The organism is Paraburkholderia sp. RL18-085-BIA-A (genome assembly GCF_046027075.1).
Lineage (GTDB): Bacteria > Pseudomonadota > Gammaproteobacteria > Burkholderiales > Burkholderiaceae > Paraburkholderia.
Window position 1 is genome coordinate 1 of the sequence record NZ_JARESU010000006.1, and the last position, 13,417, is coordinate 13,417.

15 protein-coding genes are annotated in these 13,417 nt (G+C 61.0%); 9 read left to right on the forward strand and 6 right to left on the reverse strand.

What is annotated here, in order from left to right; translation table 11 throughout:
- On the forward strand, positions 1-277 hold a 277-nt coding region (locus P0D89_RS05725), incomplete at its 5' end, for a hypothetical protein (RefSeq protein ID WP_408376219.1).
- Positions 278-382: 105 nt separating this feature from the next.
- On the opposite strand, the gene pdeM is transcribed toward P0D89_RS05725, so the two are convergent.
- Both pdeM and P0D89_RS05735 read right to left on the reverse strand, forming a co-directional pair.
- Positions 383-1,054: a ligase-associated DNA damage response endonuclease PdeM gene (pdeM, locus tag P0D89_RS05730; protein WP_408355868.1), complete on the reverse strand. Its 672-nt coding sequence runs from the start codon at positions 1,052-1,054 to the stop codon at positions 383-385.
- Entirely contained in the window at positions 1,051-3,696 is a 2,646-nt protein-coding gene (locus tag P0D89_RS05735; protein WP_408355866.1) for a ligase-associated DNA damage response DEXH box helicase, read from the reverse strand. The genes pdeM and P0D89_RS05735 overlap by 4 nt, the downstream gene beginning before the upstream one ends.
- Before the next feature lie 220 nt (positions 3,697-3,916).
- Here P0D89_RS05735 and P0D89_RS05740 point away from each other — a divergent pair, with 220 nt between their 5' ends.
- The 4 genes from P0D89_RS05740 to P0D89_RS05755 all read left to right on the forward strand — a co-directional run bounded on the left by P0D89_RS05740 (position 3,917) and on the right by P0D89_RS05755 (position 7,242).
- A complete protein-coding gene (locus P0D89_RS05740; protein ID WP_408355864.1) occupies positions 3,917-4,789 on the forward strand; it encodes a carbon-nitrogen hydrolase family protein in 873 nt (290 codons plus the stop codon).
- A gap of 166 nt (positions 4,790-4,955) precedes the next feature.
- Complete coding sequence (locus tag P0D89_RS05745; RefSeq protein ID WP_408355878.1) at positions 4,956-5,303, forward strand: FKBP-type peptidyl-prolyl cis-trans isomerase; 348 nt, start codon at positions 4,956-4,958, stop codon at positions 5,301-5,303.
- Between the two features lie 99 nt (positions 5,304-5,402).
- On the forward strand, positions 5,403-5,864 hold the full coding sequence (locus P0D89_RS05750) for a DUF488 domain-containing protein (protein ID WP_408376220.1): 462 nt from the start codon (positions 5,403-5,405) through the stop codon (positions 5,862-5,864).
- A 304-nt stretch (positions 5,865-6,168) separates the two neighbouring features.
- On the forward strand, positions 6,169-7,242 hold the full coding sequence (locus P0D89_RS05755; RefSeq protein WP_408355860.1) for a DUF6765 family protein: 1,074 nt from the start codon (positions 6,169-6,171) through the stop codon (positions 7,240-7,242).
- Between the two features lie 106 nt (positions 7,243-7,348).
- Here P0D89_RS05755 and P0D89_RS05760 read toward each other — a convergent pair whose 3' ends face one another.
- Complete coding sequence (locus P0D89_RS05760; protein ID WP_408355858.1) at positions 7,349-7,585, reverse strand: hypothetical protein; 237 nt, start codon at positions 7,583-7,585, stop codon at positions 7,349-7,351.
- A gap of 53 nt (positions 7,586-7,638) precedes the next feature.
- Positions 7,639-7,944, reverse strand: coding sequence for a hypothetical protein (locus P0D89_RS05765; RefSeq protein WP_408355856.1), 306 nt, complete (start codon positions 7,942-7,944; stop codon positions 7,639-7,641).
- Between the two features lie 358 nt (positions 7,945-8,302).
- On the opposite strand from P0D89_RS05765, the gene P0D89_RS05770 reads away from it, so the two are divergent.
- The 4 genes from P0D89_RS05770 to cls all read left to right on the forward strand — a co-directional run bounded on the left by P0D89_RS05770 (position 8,303) and on the right by cls (position 11,681).
- Positions 8,303-8,641: a hypothetical protein gene (locus P0D89_RS05770; RefSeq protein WP_408355854.1), complete on the forward strand. Its 339-nt coding sequence runs from the start codon at positions 8,303-8,305 to the stop codon at positions 8,639-8,641.
- Positions 8,642-8,849: 208 nt separating this feature from the next.
- Complete coding sequence (locus tag P0D89_RS05775) at positions 8,850-9,749, forward strand: H-NS histone family protein (protein WP_408355852.1); 900 nt, start codon at positions 8,850-8,852, stop codon at positions 9,747-9,749.
- A 22-nt stretch (positions 9,750-9,771) separates the two neighbouring features.
- Positions 9,772-10,257 carry a hypothetical protein gene (locus P0D89_RS05780; RefSeq protein ID WP_408355850.1) on the forward strand — a complete coding sequence of 162 codons (486 nt, stop codon included), beginning with the start codon at positions 9,772-9,774 and terminating at the stop codon, positions 10,255-10,257.
- 161 nt (positions 10,258-10,418) lie between these two features.
- Positions 10,419-11,681: a cardiolipin synthase gene (cls, locus tag P0D89_RS05785; protein WP_408355848.1), complete on the forward strand. Its 1,263-nt coding sequence runs from the start codon at positions 10,419-10,421 to the stop codon at positions 11,679-11,681.
- Positions 11,682-11,995: 314 nt separating this feature from the next.
- Here the strand turns inward: cls and P0D89_RS05790 are convergent, their stop codons facing one another.
- Positions 11,996-12,415 carry a histidine kinase gene (locus P0D89_RS05790; protein WP_408355846.1) on the reverse strand — a complete coding sequence of 140 codons (420 nt, stop codon included), beginning with the start codon at positions 12,413-12,415 and terminating at the stop codon, positions 11,996-11,998.
- 78 nt (positions 12,416-12,493) lie between these two features.
- The gene (locus P0D89_RS05795) at positions 12,494-13,249 is read right to left on the reverse strand and encodes a COG4705 family protein (protein ID WP_408355844.1); all 756 of its coding nucleotides are present in this window, start codon (positions 13,247-13,249) and stop codon (positions 12,494-12,496) included.
- Positions 13,250-13,417 lie beyond the last annotated feature (168 nt).

Genomic DNA, 13,417 nt, shown 5'->3' on the forward strand with positions numbered 1-13,417 from the left:
GGGTAACGGTGGCTCCGGAAACGGCGGTAGCGGCTCGGGCAACGGTGGTCCCGGAAACGGCGGCAACGGCGGCAACGGCTCGGGCAACGGTGGCCAAGGCAACGGCGGCAACGGCGGCCCCGGCGGCTCCGGCAACGGCGGCCAAGGCCACGGCGGCGGTTTCGGCGGCGGCTTCGGATCAGGCCCCGGCGGCGGTTTCGGCGGCGGCTTCGGCGCAGGCCACGGTGGTGGTTACGGCGGCGGCCATGGCGGTGGTCACGGCGGCGGCAACCACTAAAGCGAAGCAGTACTTCCCGCAAGAAGAAGCGGAGGCCGGCAACCACCGGCCTCCGCCCCAAAACCAGGCCGAACGAACAGGAAGGAGTGGACGGCCCCCGTCCACTCACCTCACCCCAGCACCCAACTCAATCACCCGCTCCTGCACCACCAGAAACACCCTCTCCCCAGCCACACGTCCTTCTTCGCGCGCTCCGCCCGTAAAGCTTCCAAAAGCCGGCAACACGCCACACTCCGTACCGAACCGGAAACACGGCGCCCGCACAGAATCGGTCCGCGTCGAGATCCGATAAACCGGATGCAGATGACCCGCAAGCACATACGCACCCTCAACCCGTTGCGGTTGATGACACAACGCCCACGGCCCAATAAGCCAGGGCTCCTGCACATACTCGACACCCAACGTCCCCGGCAGCGCACCCGCATGCTGGTCGTGATTGCCTTCCACCAGCACCACCCGCAGTCCCGCATGCCGCACGCGCCACGCATGCAACGCATCAAGCGTCTGCGTCGCATGCGACTCGCGCGCGTGCAGCAGGTCGCCGAGAAACACGAGCATGGCCGGTTCGAATTCGGCGATCAGAATATCGAGGCGCATCAGATTGTCGGCCGTCGAACCGACCGGCACCGGGATGCCGCGCGCGCGAAACACCGCGTCCTTGCCGAAATGCGCATCGGCGACGAAGAGGCAATGCAGCACCGGATCGAAACACGCCCGCAAGTTCGACAATACAAGTGGATGCCCGGCGATCTCGACGGTCAACGAAGCAGGCTTCATTTGCGCGCCGCCTTTTCGAGTTCGGCGAGCATCCGCTCGACGCGATCCGCGAGCTTCTCGGTGCTCACCTTCTCGCGCAAGCGTCCGACGATCAACGGAAACGCAAACGGCGTCGGCTTCCTGGGCCGGTTCACGACGACGCGGCTCGCGTTCATGCGTTCGAGCGCGATGCGAATGCGCTGCGCGTCGAGTTCCTGCAACAGCACTTCGTCATCGGCCTGATCAAGCAGCAGGTTGCCGCTATCGTGATTGCGGAAGATCTCGTAGAACAGCCCGCTCGACGCCTGCAACTGCCGCGCGCTTTTCTGCTGTCCGGGATGTCCTTGAAACACGAGTCCCGACACGCGCGCAATCTCGCGAAAGCGCCGCATCGAGAGTTGGGAAGAATTGAGGCTCGCGAGAATGTCGTGCTCCAGTTCGTCGAGTGAAAGCAGGCCGCCTTGCAATTGCGCGGCCCAATCGAAGGGTTGCGCTGAGAGCAGTTCGAACCCGTAGTCGTTCATTGAAATCGAAAAGGTGCCGGGCTTTTCACGCGAGGCACGCCATGCGAGCAATGCACCCAGGCCGACATGCGCGGTGCGCCCGGCAAACGGATAGCAGAAGAAATGATGTCCCTCGCGCGATTTCACCAACTCGACCGCCAGCACGCCAGGCTCGGGCAAAGCCGACCACTTCTGCTGCAATTCGAGCAGCGGCCGTACCGCGCGCATTTCGGGCTCGTCGTAGATGCCGGCGGCGGCGCGTGCGAGCATCGTCAACGTGGCGTCGGCGAGTTCCGACGACAGCGGCATGCGGCTGCCCGCCCATTGCGGCATCGCTCCCCGCGATGAAGTCGCGCGACGTACCCACGCGGTCATGTCCTGCACGCGGATCAATTCGAGCGCGCGTCCGCCGAAGGTGAAAATGTCGCCGGGTTTGAGCCGCGAAATGAACGACTCCTCGATCGCGCCGATTCGCCCGCCCGACAGATAAGCGACATTCAACGTGCCGTTCGCGACGATCGTGCCAATGTTGTTGCGATGCCTGCGCACCAGGTCCTCGCGCGGGACACGGTACAGTCCGTCGCTTTCGCGTACCACGCGGTGATAGTCGGGATATGCGCGCAGCGCCGCACCGCCGCCTTCGACAAAACCGAGCGCCCAATCGAACTCCGCTTGCGTCAGTTGCCGGTACGCGTAGGTGCCGCGAATTTCACGGTACAGCTCACGCGCGTCGAAGCCGCCGCCGATCGCCACGGTGACGAGATGCTGGACCAGCACGTCGAACGGTTTCTCCGGCGTTTCGCGGCCTTCTATCCGGCGCTGTTCGACGGCCTCGCGCGCGGCGGCGGCTTCGACCAGTTCGAGCGCATGCGTCGGCACGATCGTCACGCGCGACGGACGTCCCGGCGCATGCCCCGAGCGTCCCGCGCGTTGCATCAAACGTGCGACGCCCTTGGGCGAGCCGATCTGAAACACGCGTTCGACGGGCAGGAAATCGACACCGAGATCGAGGCTCGACGTGCACACCACTACTTTCAGCAAGCCGTTTTTCAGTCCACGTTCGACCCACTCGCGAACTGCCTGATCGAGCGAGCCGTGATGCAGCGCGATCAGCCCGGCCCACTCGGGCCGCGCTTCGAGCAGCGCCTGGTACCAGACCTCGCACTGCGAGCGGGTGTTAGTGAAGACGAGCGACGTTTGCGCGTCGCCGATCGCGTGGGCCACCGCGCCGACCTGGCGCATGCCCATATGACCGCCCCACGGAAAGCGCTCGATGGTCTCGGGAATCACCGTATCGACAATCAACGTTTTGGGCAGCGCTCCATGCACGCTGACGCGCGGCGTCTTCACGGGCGCGAGCAATACGTCGGCGGCGAAGGCGAGGTTGCCCAGCGTCGCCGACAAGCCCCACACCTGCACATCGGGCCGCCAATGAACGAGACGCGCGAGCGCGAGCTGCGTTTGCGTGCCCCGCTTGTTGCCAAGCAGCTCATGCCACTCGTCGACGATCACGAGGCGCACGTGTGCGAGTACTTCGCGCGCGTCGGGCCGCGTGAGGATCAGTGTGAGGCTTTCGGGTGTCGTCACGAGCGCCGACGGCATGCGCCGGTTCTGCCGCGAGCGTTCGGCCGATGACGTGTCACCGGTACGTAATCCGACGCTCCATGGCACGGCAAGCTCGACCGCCGAACTCTGCAACGCACGCGCGGTATCTGCGGCGAGCGCGCGCATCGGCGTGATCCACAGCACCGTGAGCGGCTCCGGCTGCGTGCGCGGAGCGCGCTTTCGCGCCGGCGATTGTGTGGCCGCGAAGGCGGCCAGCGCGCCGAACCACACGGCCCACGTCTTGCCCGCGCCGGTGGTGGCGTGCAGCAAGCCGCTCGCGCCTTGGCCAATTTCCGCCCAGACTTCGCGCTGAAATTCGAATGGCTGCCAGGGGCGTGCTTCGAACCACTCGTTGAGTTTGTCGGCGAACGGGCGGCGCGCGGCGGCCTCGTCGAGTGTGAAGGGGATCGGCTCGAAGGGCGGCTCGCGTGCGTCGAGCCGTGCCTGCTGCTCGCGGCTGCGCGGAATCCGACGCGGTCGGGGCGCGCGGCGTGATGCGGCCACGGCAGTGGACAAGGGAACGACGGGCTCGTCGGAATCAGCCGGTTCGGTCATCGAAAGTACTCTTTGGAGTCGGAGTCACGTGTCGATCAATGGCTCGCGGGGATCTCTTGTGTGGACTGCGGAACCGTGCCGGTGGTTCACGTCCGCAGGTTCGCACTTACTTCGCGGGTGCGGTCCGTCCGTGATTAAATGCCGGGGCTTTGCTCGCGCACATTCCTGCCTTGAATCCGCGCGGGCGCATTGCAACGACTCATTGATCATGGAGTTCGCGTTGAATCATTCACAGGCATCGCTGCCGCAGACGTCATTGCGAATCGCAGCCGCGCAGGCACAACCGGTTTCCGGCGACGTGGCGGCCAACATCGCCAGAACGGTCGAACTGACCGATCTCGCCGCCGGGCACGGCGCGAAGCTGGTGGTTTTTCCCGAAAAATTCCTAAGCGGCTATGAACCGGATCTGATTGCCAACGACCCCGCGAAGTACGCGTTCGACGCGCACGATCCGCGGCTCGAACCGATTCGCGCGATCTGCGGTGAGCGCGAGATCGCGGTGATCGTCGGCGCGGCGACGCGCGATCAGGGCCACCCAGGTGCTCTCCACATTTCGTCGCTGATTTTCAACCGGTCCGGCGATCAGATCGAGCCGTACCACAAGCAGTACCTCTTTAGCAGCGAGTCCCGCATTTATCAGCCGGGCTCGCAAGGCTGCATGCTGCTGGAACTCGACGGATGGCGGCTTGCTCCCAGCGTATGCTACGACTCGGGCTTTCCAGAGCACGCGCGGCTCGCGGCGGTCAACGGCGCGCACGCGTATCTGGCGAGCGCGCTCTTCAGCGCGAAGACCGGCTATCACCAGTCGCGCATCTGGTTCCCCGCGCGTGCTTTCGACAACACCATATACGTGCTGCTGTCGAATCATGTCGGCACGACCGGCGGCTGGGCCGCGTGCGGCGCGAGTGCGATCTGGAATCCCTACGGCGACGTGATCGCGCAAGCGGGCCGTGATCGCGACGAAGTGATCACCGGGCTACTCGATCCAGAAGTGCTGGCCGACATCCGTGAGCGAGAAACGGTGCTCGCGGATTTCAATGCGCGGGTCGAAGCGCCGGCGGCGGGTCGATGCGTGGTGCAAAGCCTCGACTAAAACGCGTGTGCAAGGCATTCTTTCCTCAGCAGCCGGATATAAACGGCGCGCAAGCCACCGGTATGCAACAGACGATCCGCTACAATGGCGCGGGTTACTCAACTGGAGACTTGCTTTGAAATCTATCGTTGCTTTGGTTGCCGCGGCTCTTCTTTCCACAACGGCGATGGCTGCAGCCACCACCGAGAAGCTGCCTTCCGGCGTGATCGTCGAACATCTGACTGTGGGCACAGGCGCTCAACCGGCAGCAACCGATGTCGTGAAGGTCAATTACCGCGGCACGCTGCCGAACGGCACCGAGTTCGACAGTTCCGCAAAGCATGGCGGTCCGGCGACATTCCCGCTCAATCGCGTGATTCCGTGCTGGACTCAAGGCGTTCAGAAGATGAAAGTCGGCGGCAAGGCCAAACTGACCTGCCCGGCAGCAACTGCTTATGGCGACCGTGGCGTCGGTATGATTCCGCCGAACACCGACCTGACGTTTGAAGTCGAGCTGGTCGATATCGTCAAGTAAAACCGCGCGACATGTTTTGAGAATCGAGCCCCGCACCGGATAGCGCTGCGGGGCTTTTCGTTTTTTTGGCGCTGAATCGCTCACCGTTGGGTATTCGTCATGAAACGTGAAAACAATGCAGTGCGGGTTGCCACGATCGGTTTCGCCGGCAAGAGTGCGCAGAACTTTTTCGATCTGCTGAAAAGTGCCGAGGTGCGCACGGTTCTCGACATTCGCCTGAATAACACGTCGCAACTGGCGGGCTTCGCGAAGAAGCAGGATTTGCCATACTTCCTCGAGCAGTTGTGCGGCGCAGCGTATATGGAAATGCCGGAACTGGCGCCCGAGCCGGACTTGTTGAAACGCTACCAGGCCAAACAATTGAAATGGGACGATTTCACGGCGGAGTACGTCGAGCTGATTGCCAAACGCCGGGTGGAAAGCAATCTGGATGTCGATCTATTTCGCTCGGCCTGCCTGCTTTGCAGTGAACATTTACCCCATCGCTGTCACCGGAGTCTCGCAATCGAGTATCTGAATGCGCAATGGAATGGCCGGATGACGATTACTCACCTGACCTGACGCGGATGGCACTGCCGATCTTCCGGAGCGATCGTTTCTCTACCTGGTCGCGCTGAACTGCCGCGGCATTGCGCTTTGTTCTCTCAGTAGCCCGAAAATTTAATGGTTCGATGCGCCTGGGCATGTCGAAGGGCATGCCCAAACGCACTCGCTCGCCTCGTTTGCAAACACTAATAAAACGTCATTTTAAAGCCGCGCGGCGCTCGCTCGTCTACTATCTACTCACGCGCCGGCCCCGCATCCGCTTCTGCGCGCGGTCGAGAAGACCCCCGCCGTCGCTCGCCGCGCGTCAGGAGCGCTAGCCATGAATATCGACTTTCACTATGGTGTGGTCTATATTGCCGCCCGCGTCGGCGGAATGACGGCGGCCGATGCGCTGACCGTCGCGCATGCCTGCCAATACGTCGACGATGCGACAACCCGGGGCATACTGCGTTTCAAAGGCGGCGAAACCTTCGAGCGCTTTGCCACCGCGCACAAGTTATTCGACTACGCCAATACCGAGAACGACCAGAATCGCCTGGTATGGACGCCGTTTCATTTCTTGCCGGCCGGAGAAGGCGAGACACTCGAAGAAAAAGCCATTTGTCGGCCGGATAGCGAGGTCGCGCGCGAAGTGGTGCGGCGTGCGATCCGGCAACGCGACTCGGAGACGGGTTTGCATCGGCTGGGCGTGACGCTGCACTCATACGTCGACACCTGGGCGCATCAGGGATTCGCGGGTATCGAAAGTCCGTGGAACCGCGTGCATCTGCTGGAGGCCCAGGATTGCACGCGCAAAGGCTGGCTCGCCAGCCTTCAGCTCGCCACCGAACATCTGCTGGAGCGCATCGAGCAAGACGTGCTGACGGTTGCGCTGCCTGTGGGGCACGGCGCCGCGTTGCACTATCCCGACCAGCCGTGGGCGCGCTGGCATTACATCGATGGTCGAAACAACTTCATCTCCAGACACAATTTGCCGGACTTCGTGCAGGCGGCCGACATGGCTTGCCGTGCGGTCCGCGCGTATCTGGCGGGGCGGGAAGATTTTGAAGCGCAATCCGGTCTGCCGGACGATGTAAAAGACACGCTTACCCATCTGCTCGATACGAACCGGAACATGGACGATAACGAGCGCTTGCGGATCGTTTGCGAATGGGTGAGAGCCGGCCGCATTCCAGGTTTGAAAGAGGCGGTCCCGGCTTATATCGCCAAGGGACGCGGCTCCTGGAAATTCAAAGCCACCGGCCTGCAATGCGACGACGACACCGGGGACAGACCGGAGTGGACCAGCGCATTCGAGAAAAGCGACTACCGGCTCTTTCACGATGCTGTCAAACAGCACCGTTTCGTCACGACTCAGGAAATCCTGCCTGCCCGCGGACTGCGGATCGCGTGAAAGAGCGGAAGAAGAATCGCCGCCGCAAACAATGTCTTGAATCCTGCGACAAGACTTGCGCGGCGGCTCGCCGGAACTTGCCGGAGTTTGCCGGGACTCGCCAGGCTTATTGCATCTTCGCCTGCTGACGTTGCGCGGCCTGCTCCTCAGCGTGTTTTTTCGCCATATGCCGTCCCACGAGGCAACCGCCCACCGCGCCCACTACCGCGTGGTGCCCGGCATAATGCCCCGCAACGCCGCCCACGACCGCTCCCTTCAGGCAACCGGCCGCGTTCGCCGTGCCGGCCGTTGCCGAAGTGAGTGCCACTGCTGCAAGAGCGGCTTTAATAAAACCAGCTTTCATCTGGAAGTACCGTTTGGTTGAGATGCCCGAAGGTGGTGCTACTCGACTTCTTTTCAATAGCCACCCCAGCGATTGTGTTCACGCCATTCATGTTCGCGCCATTGTTCGCGGCGCCATTCGTGTTCCCGCCATTCACGGCGTTCGCGCCATTCCCGTTCGCGCCAGTCGCCGTAGCCACGGTAGACGACCGGCACCGGCGCCGGACCATACGCTGCCGGACGGCCCACATAGACAGGCGGGGCTGCCTCGACCGCGACGGGTACGCCGAGCCCGACGGCCACGTCCACGTGTGCCGAGGCGGCCGAAGATGCCGCCAGAACTGCCAGACCCAATGCCGCGCCAATGATCTTCCTGTTCATTTTCCGTTCTCCTTGCGCGTCAAAGCGCGATGCTGCCGGTTGATTCCCAGTGAATCAGCTTGCCGCTGAATACGGTTTGGAGTGTAGGAGCGTGGCGCGGACACAGGTGAAACAGTGCTGCGAGATCCGTAACGCCGAGTTACGGTTGTCCGCGCACGCGCTTTTTGTCGCTGACGAATGGGTTTTTGTCACTGCCAATAGCCTCGATTTCTAAACCCGGCTGTCGGGAAACTCCGTTTCGAATGAAAAATGAACTACTGTCCTTTGAATATTCGAATGCTTGCCTATAGTAGAAGCGACCATTGCTGAGAAGCACGGCTAGCGCCTTTTCGTTGATGCCGGTGACGGGAAAACACAAATGACACCATCGAATGCCGCGATCTATCAGTCGCAGACTTGCACGCCGGCGTCGCTACGCACGCTCGCCGGCTATCTCGAACTGGCGCTCGACGAAGGGGAAAGCGTGGTTTTGATGCGGATTGGCGCCCAGGTGCGTAGTGTTTATGTCGGCGATCCGTCCGGTGCGTTGGAGGATATGACGGATTCGGGGGTGGTCGACGCGTTTCAGGCGGACGAAATGCTGACCTTGACCCGCCTCGGGCTCAACCGGATAACGGCGGACGGTCAACAGTACCGTTTTGTTCGTAGCGTGCGGTACATAGCCGATCGCCAGGCCGTCGTTTTTACACCAACCTGAACTCCGGGACTGGAGTTGGAAAGGCAAATAGAAGAGTCTGAAGGAAAGGAAAAGGAAGAGAGATTGGGTAATTGAGTAGTGAACCTGAAAGTTTGTTACTCGGACGGCAAGTAATTGGGTCGAGCAGTGTCTTAAAGGCCACATTGATCTGCCTTTCTTCTGCCATTCATGGCATAGTTTGACGATTACCACATAGGGAGGAATCAAAATGCCAACGTTAGAGCAAATCCAGGCAAAGCTTAAGAAACTTCAGACGCAAGCCGACGCGCTTATTGCCAGGAAAGCGCAAGTCGCGGTCGACCAGATTCGCGAACTGATGATCAAGCACGGCCTGACTACTGAGGATATCGAATCCAGGGCAAAAGCGTCGCGCGCGGCGCGAGGCCTGAACGGCCATGCCGGAGTCGGCAAGTCGAAAAGCACCGGCACCGTTAAAGCGGCGAAATACCGCGACCATAAAACCGGCGCCACCTGGACGGGCCATGGCCGTGCGCCGGGTTGGATTGCCGGCGTAAAAGACCGCACTCAATTCCTGATCGAAGGCGCGAGCGAACTGAAGTCCGAGGCAAAGGCCCTGGTGACGCGTGCAAAGCGCACTAAAGGTCAGCCGAAAGGCGCACAGCCGCCTAAGTACCTCAATCCGAAGACCGGCGCGACCTGGAGTGGCCGTGGTCCGGCGCCCGCATGGCTCGCGACGGTCAAAGACCGCACCAAATTCCTCATCGACGGCGCAACCGCCGCGGCGAGCGGTGCTGGCCATAAAGCCGCGAAAGCAGCCTCGAAGGTCGCCACTAAAGCTGCAACCAAAGCCGGCAAAGCGAAATCGGCGGCAACCAGCGGTGCCGTGAGCAAGAAAGCGGCGGCAAAGAAAGTCGTGGCGAAAAAGGCGGTCGCTGCTAAAAAGACGGCCGCGAAGAAGGCAACGGCGGCGACCAGGAAAGTAGCGGCAAAGAAAGGCGCAGCGAAACCCGCCGCTAAAAAGATCACTGCGAAGAACACGGCAGTGAAAGCGGCCAGAAAAGCGCCGACTCGCAAAGCTGCCGCGAAAACTGTCCCGCCCAGCGCCCCGGCAGCGTCGCAAACCGCCCCGGTTGAAGCCAGCGCATGAGCGCAACGGAGTCGTGAAGTAGATGACTAGCACGGTTGAATCACCCCAGCAGGAAGACCTGGTCGTCCTGCTGGATTCCGTTCCTCGTCCGGCAGCCGATGCCGCCGAACCTTTTATTGTCGCGAGTGATCGCCGCGTGATTCTCGCTTACCCGATTGCGGAAGCCGACTTTGAACGGTTCGGACCATTCGATGCCGATGACGATCCCTTCTGCGCGGTGCTATTTCCCGACACCGTGTTTCATCGGCTAGGTCCGCCGGGCGACGGCAATCTCGACATTCATCCACTGGTCGGGCAAGGTTTGTCTGGCTATTCGGCGCATGAAGTCGAGAATTCGTCGCTGGCCGCGGAAATTGCGGCAGTCGGATCGGTGGGGCTGGCGCAGCGCCATTTCGTGATTACGTTTCAGGATTCGACATTTGAATGCGTGGCGTCGGACTATACCGTGGTCGGCGTATATGGCGCGGGTGAAATTGCCAGCCGGGAAGCGTTCTCGCTGGTCAGATAAGTTTTACACCTGATAGAAGCGGAAGTAGCAAAGCGCGGTCCCGCAATGGGCATGCGCAATGCGTCTTGCATTCGTGGTTAAAGCCGGACCCCGGTCCGGTACTCTCCGTCAAACCGCGGGACGCGTAGGTGGCGTCCTGCCGATTAGCATCGAGGCCACGTATGCTGAGTATTGTCATTACCGCGTTCGTCACGCTCGTTATCATATTGGTGATCGCCAATCTATCGAGCGGCGAGAAGAAGATCGAGCACAAGATCGAGCGGCTATATGCAAGTGACGATCCGCAATTCCTGCGATCGATGGGATTGCTGCTCGGGCCGCCGGTCATCTCCGGCAATCGCTTCGAGATGCTGCTCAACGGCGACCGCATTTTTCCGTCGATGCTCGACGGGATTCGGTCAGCGCGTAAAACCATCACGTTTGAAACGTTCATTTACTGGTCCGGCGAGATTGGTGAACAGATCGCACATGCGCTCGCGGACAAGGCGCGTGAAGGCATCGCGGTGCATGTACTGCTCGACTGGGTCGGCTCGGCGAAAATGGATAAGCGCTATCTGGAGTTGCTGCGCGAAGCCGGCGCGGAAGTGATCCAGTATCACAAACCGCACTGGACCGGGCTCGGCCGCATGAACGATCGCACGCACCGCAAGCTGCTGGTGATCGACGGCCATGTCGGCTTTACTGGCGGCGTGGGCATCGCGCCGGAGTGGACCGGTCACGCGCAGGACGAGAAGCACTGGCGCGATACGCATTTTCGTGTGGCCGGTCCGGTGGTCGGTCACATGCAAGCTGTGTTTATGGACAATTGGGTCAAGGCGACCGGCAATGTACTGCACGGCCCTGGCTATTTTCCGCACGTCGAAGCGGCGGGCGACGGTCTCGCGCATATGTTCAGCAGCTCGCCGTCGGGTGGCAGCGACGACATGCAGTTGATGTACCTGATGGCGATTACGGCGGCCACGCACAGCATTCATCTCGAGAGCGCGTATTTCGTGCCTGACAAGCTGACCATCAACGCAATCGTCGAGGCGGCGAAACGCGGCGTGAAAGTGCGGATCATCACGCCGGGCAAACGCATCGACACGCACACGGTGCGCGAGGCGTCGCGCGCCTGTTGGGGCAATCTGCTTAAAGCCGGGGTCGAAATATACGAGTACCAGCCGACCATGTTCCATTGCAAATTGCTGATCGTGGACGAGTACCTGGTTTCGGTCGGATCGACCAATTTCGATAACCGTTCATTCAAACTGAACGACGAAGCGAACCTGAATATCTACGACCGCGATTTCGCGAAGCAGCAAACCGCTACCTTCGCGGACGACGTCAAGAAGTCGCAGCGCATCACACTTGAAGCATGGCTGCATCGTCCTCTCACGGAGAAGCTGATTGAAAAGTGTGTCTGGTTGCTGGACACGCAGCTTTGACAAAAACGCGGAATGACGACTTTGGCGCCGGCGGAGCGATCTGCCTGCACAAACGCATCGGCGTGGTAGCCGCTCCGGGCAGTGACAGCCCCGCCGCAGCGACCGCGATATCCTCGACGAGATCCTCGTTGCAGAGAAGAAGAGTGGCACAGGCTTCCGGGAGCGTTTCCACCGCAACGGACGTGTTATCTCCGGTGTATGACGTGGAAGAAACGGGCGTCCTGGAGCAGGTGAATGATCTCATTCCCGTGAGTGACCCCGAGCAATCGAGCAGCGGATCAGAACGCCTTATTTCATTCTGATACCGCCGCAATTCAGGCTTTGCCGCTCATCCGGTCCATCGTGGCCAGTAGTTCTGCGAGCGATTGCTTGCATTCGGCGGCATTCGGCGTGTTCGCGCGCAGCGCGCTTAGCGCGCGGTCGATGGCCTTGTCGACCGTATGCCAGTCCGCTGCGGCGCGTGGCTTGAGCGACGGCTCGGCGTCGTCCCATGCGAGTTCGAGATCTTTGATACGCGCCTTGCCGCCCGCCAGGTCGCCTTTGTCGACCAGTACGGCGGTATCGGCCGCTATCTTGCGGAACGGAGCCAGGTCGCCGAGCTTCGACGCCTTGGCCGGCTCGGCCGCCTCGGCCCGAGAAAGGCTAACCCGGCCCCCATCCACATGCCCGAAACTCATCGCGGACATAGCGACGAACGAAGCGATGACGGCTTGTTTGAGTGTGCGCTGATTCATGATGATCGTCTTCCGTTTGATTTGGCGTTGACTAAAACGGGCTGCCTGGACGGCTTTTCGAGCGAGGCCAACTCGAGGCTAAGGTTCACGTGCTATAGCCGCCCGCGCGGAACGCTGTTCGATCGAGCTGGCGAAAATGACCAGCACCACAATTACCGTCAGAAAAAGGACGCTCGTGTTGATCGTGCCCAGACCGAGACCGCCGTATGCACGCGACTGCGAAAGCAGATCGCCTAACGAAGCACCTAGTGGCCGCGTCAGAATGTACGCAAGCCAGAACGTCAGCACCGGGTTGCCGCCGGCATAGTAGATCGCACTTATCAGCACGATCAGCGTGCCGAATGCCACGACACCGATCATGAAACCGAGTCCCAGCGCTTCGGTTGCGAGATCGCCCGCCGCGGTGCCCAACGCGAAGGTGAACAACACGGCGGCCCAATAGAAAAGCTCTCTGCGCGTCGTATGGATCGTATGAATCGAAAGCGTCCTTTCGATGCCGTACCACAGCGCGAACACCGCGGCCAGTGCCAGCGCGAATGCGATCGCACTGACATAAAGAGTGACGTCGAGCTTGTCAGTCAACGCATCCGTGATCTGCGTGCCGACCACGCTGACCAGGACCACCGTCAGCCAGTAGATCCATGGCACGTATTTGCGCATGCGAAGCTGTGCCACGAGTGCAAGCAATAAGAGCACGAGCATCACGGCGCCGGTGAAGGCGGTGCCGAGACCGACGTGGACCGCCAGAAAATCGGCACCTGTCTCACCGACCGTGGTCGCCATGATCTTGATTGCCCAGAAAACGAGTGTCGCCTCGGGCACTTTGTTGCTCATTTTCGCGACACGATAATTCGAGGTCTCTAACAAGCCGTTCTCCTGTTGATCGCCGTCTGATTCGACGCTTCGAGCCATACACTCGCCGCTTAAGCGCGTGCGTCGAATATGCGTCGGAGAACCTTATGAAAGCCTTACGGAAAGAACTCGCTAAAGTGCAATTGCCGA

Coding starts and splice junctions, on each gene's coding strand:
- pdeM (WP_408355868.1), bottom strand. CDS start 1,054: ATGAAGCCTGCTTCGTTGACCGTCGAGATCGCCGGGCATCCACTTGTA.
- P0D89_RS05735 (WP_408355866.1), bottom strand. CDS start 3,696: ATGACCGAACCGGCTGATTCCGACGAGCCCGTCGTTCCCTTGTCCACT.
- P0D89_RS05745 (WP_408355878.1), top strand. CDS start 4,956: ATGGCTGCAGCCACCACCGAGAAGCTGCCTTCCGGCGTGATCGTCGAA.
- P0D89_RS05750 (WP_408376220.1), top strand. CDS start 5,403: ATGAAACGTGAAAACAATGCAGTGCGGGTTGCCACGATCGGTTTCGCC.
- P0D89_RS05755 (WP_408355860.1), top strand. CDS start 6,169: ATGAATATCGACTTTCACTATGGTGTGGTCTATATTGCCGCCCGCGTC.
- P0D89_RS05760 (WP_408355858.1), bottom strand. CDS start 7,585: ATGAAAGCTGGTTTTATTAAAGCCGCTCTTGCAGCAGTGGCACTCACT.
- P0D89_RS05765 (WP_408355856.1), bottom strand. CDS start 7,944: ATGAACAGGAAGATCATTGGCGCGGCATTGGGTCTGGCAGTTCTGGCG.
- P0D89_RS05770 (WP_408355854.1), top strand. CDS start 8,303: ATGACACCATCGAATGCCGCGATCTATCAGTCGCAGACTTGCACGCCG.
- P0D89_RS05775 (WP_408355852.1), top strand. CDS start 8,850: ATGCCAACGTTAGAGCAAATCCAGGCAAAGCTTAAGAAACTTCAGACG.
- P0D89_RS05780 (WP_408355850.1), top strand. CDS start 9,772: ATGACTAGCACGGTTGAATCACCCCAGCAGGAAGACCTGGTCGTCCTG.
- cls (WP_408355848.1), top strand. CDS start 10,419: ATGCTGAGTATTGTCATTACCGCGTTCGTCACGCTCGTTATCATATTG.
- P0D89_RS05790 (WP_408355846.1), bottom strand. CDS start 12,415: ATGAATCAGCGCACACTCAAACAAGCCGTCATCGCTTCGTTCGTCGCT.
- P0D89_RS05795 (WP_408355844.1), bottom strand. CDS start 13,249: ATGAGCAACAAAGTGCCCGAGGCGACACTCGTTTTCTGGGCAATCAAG.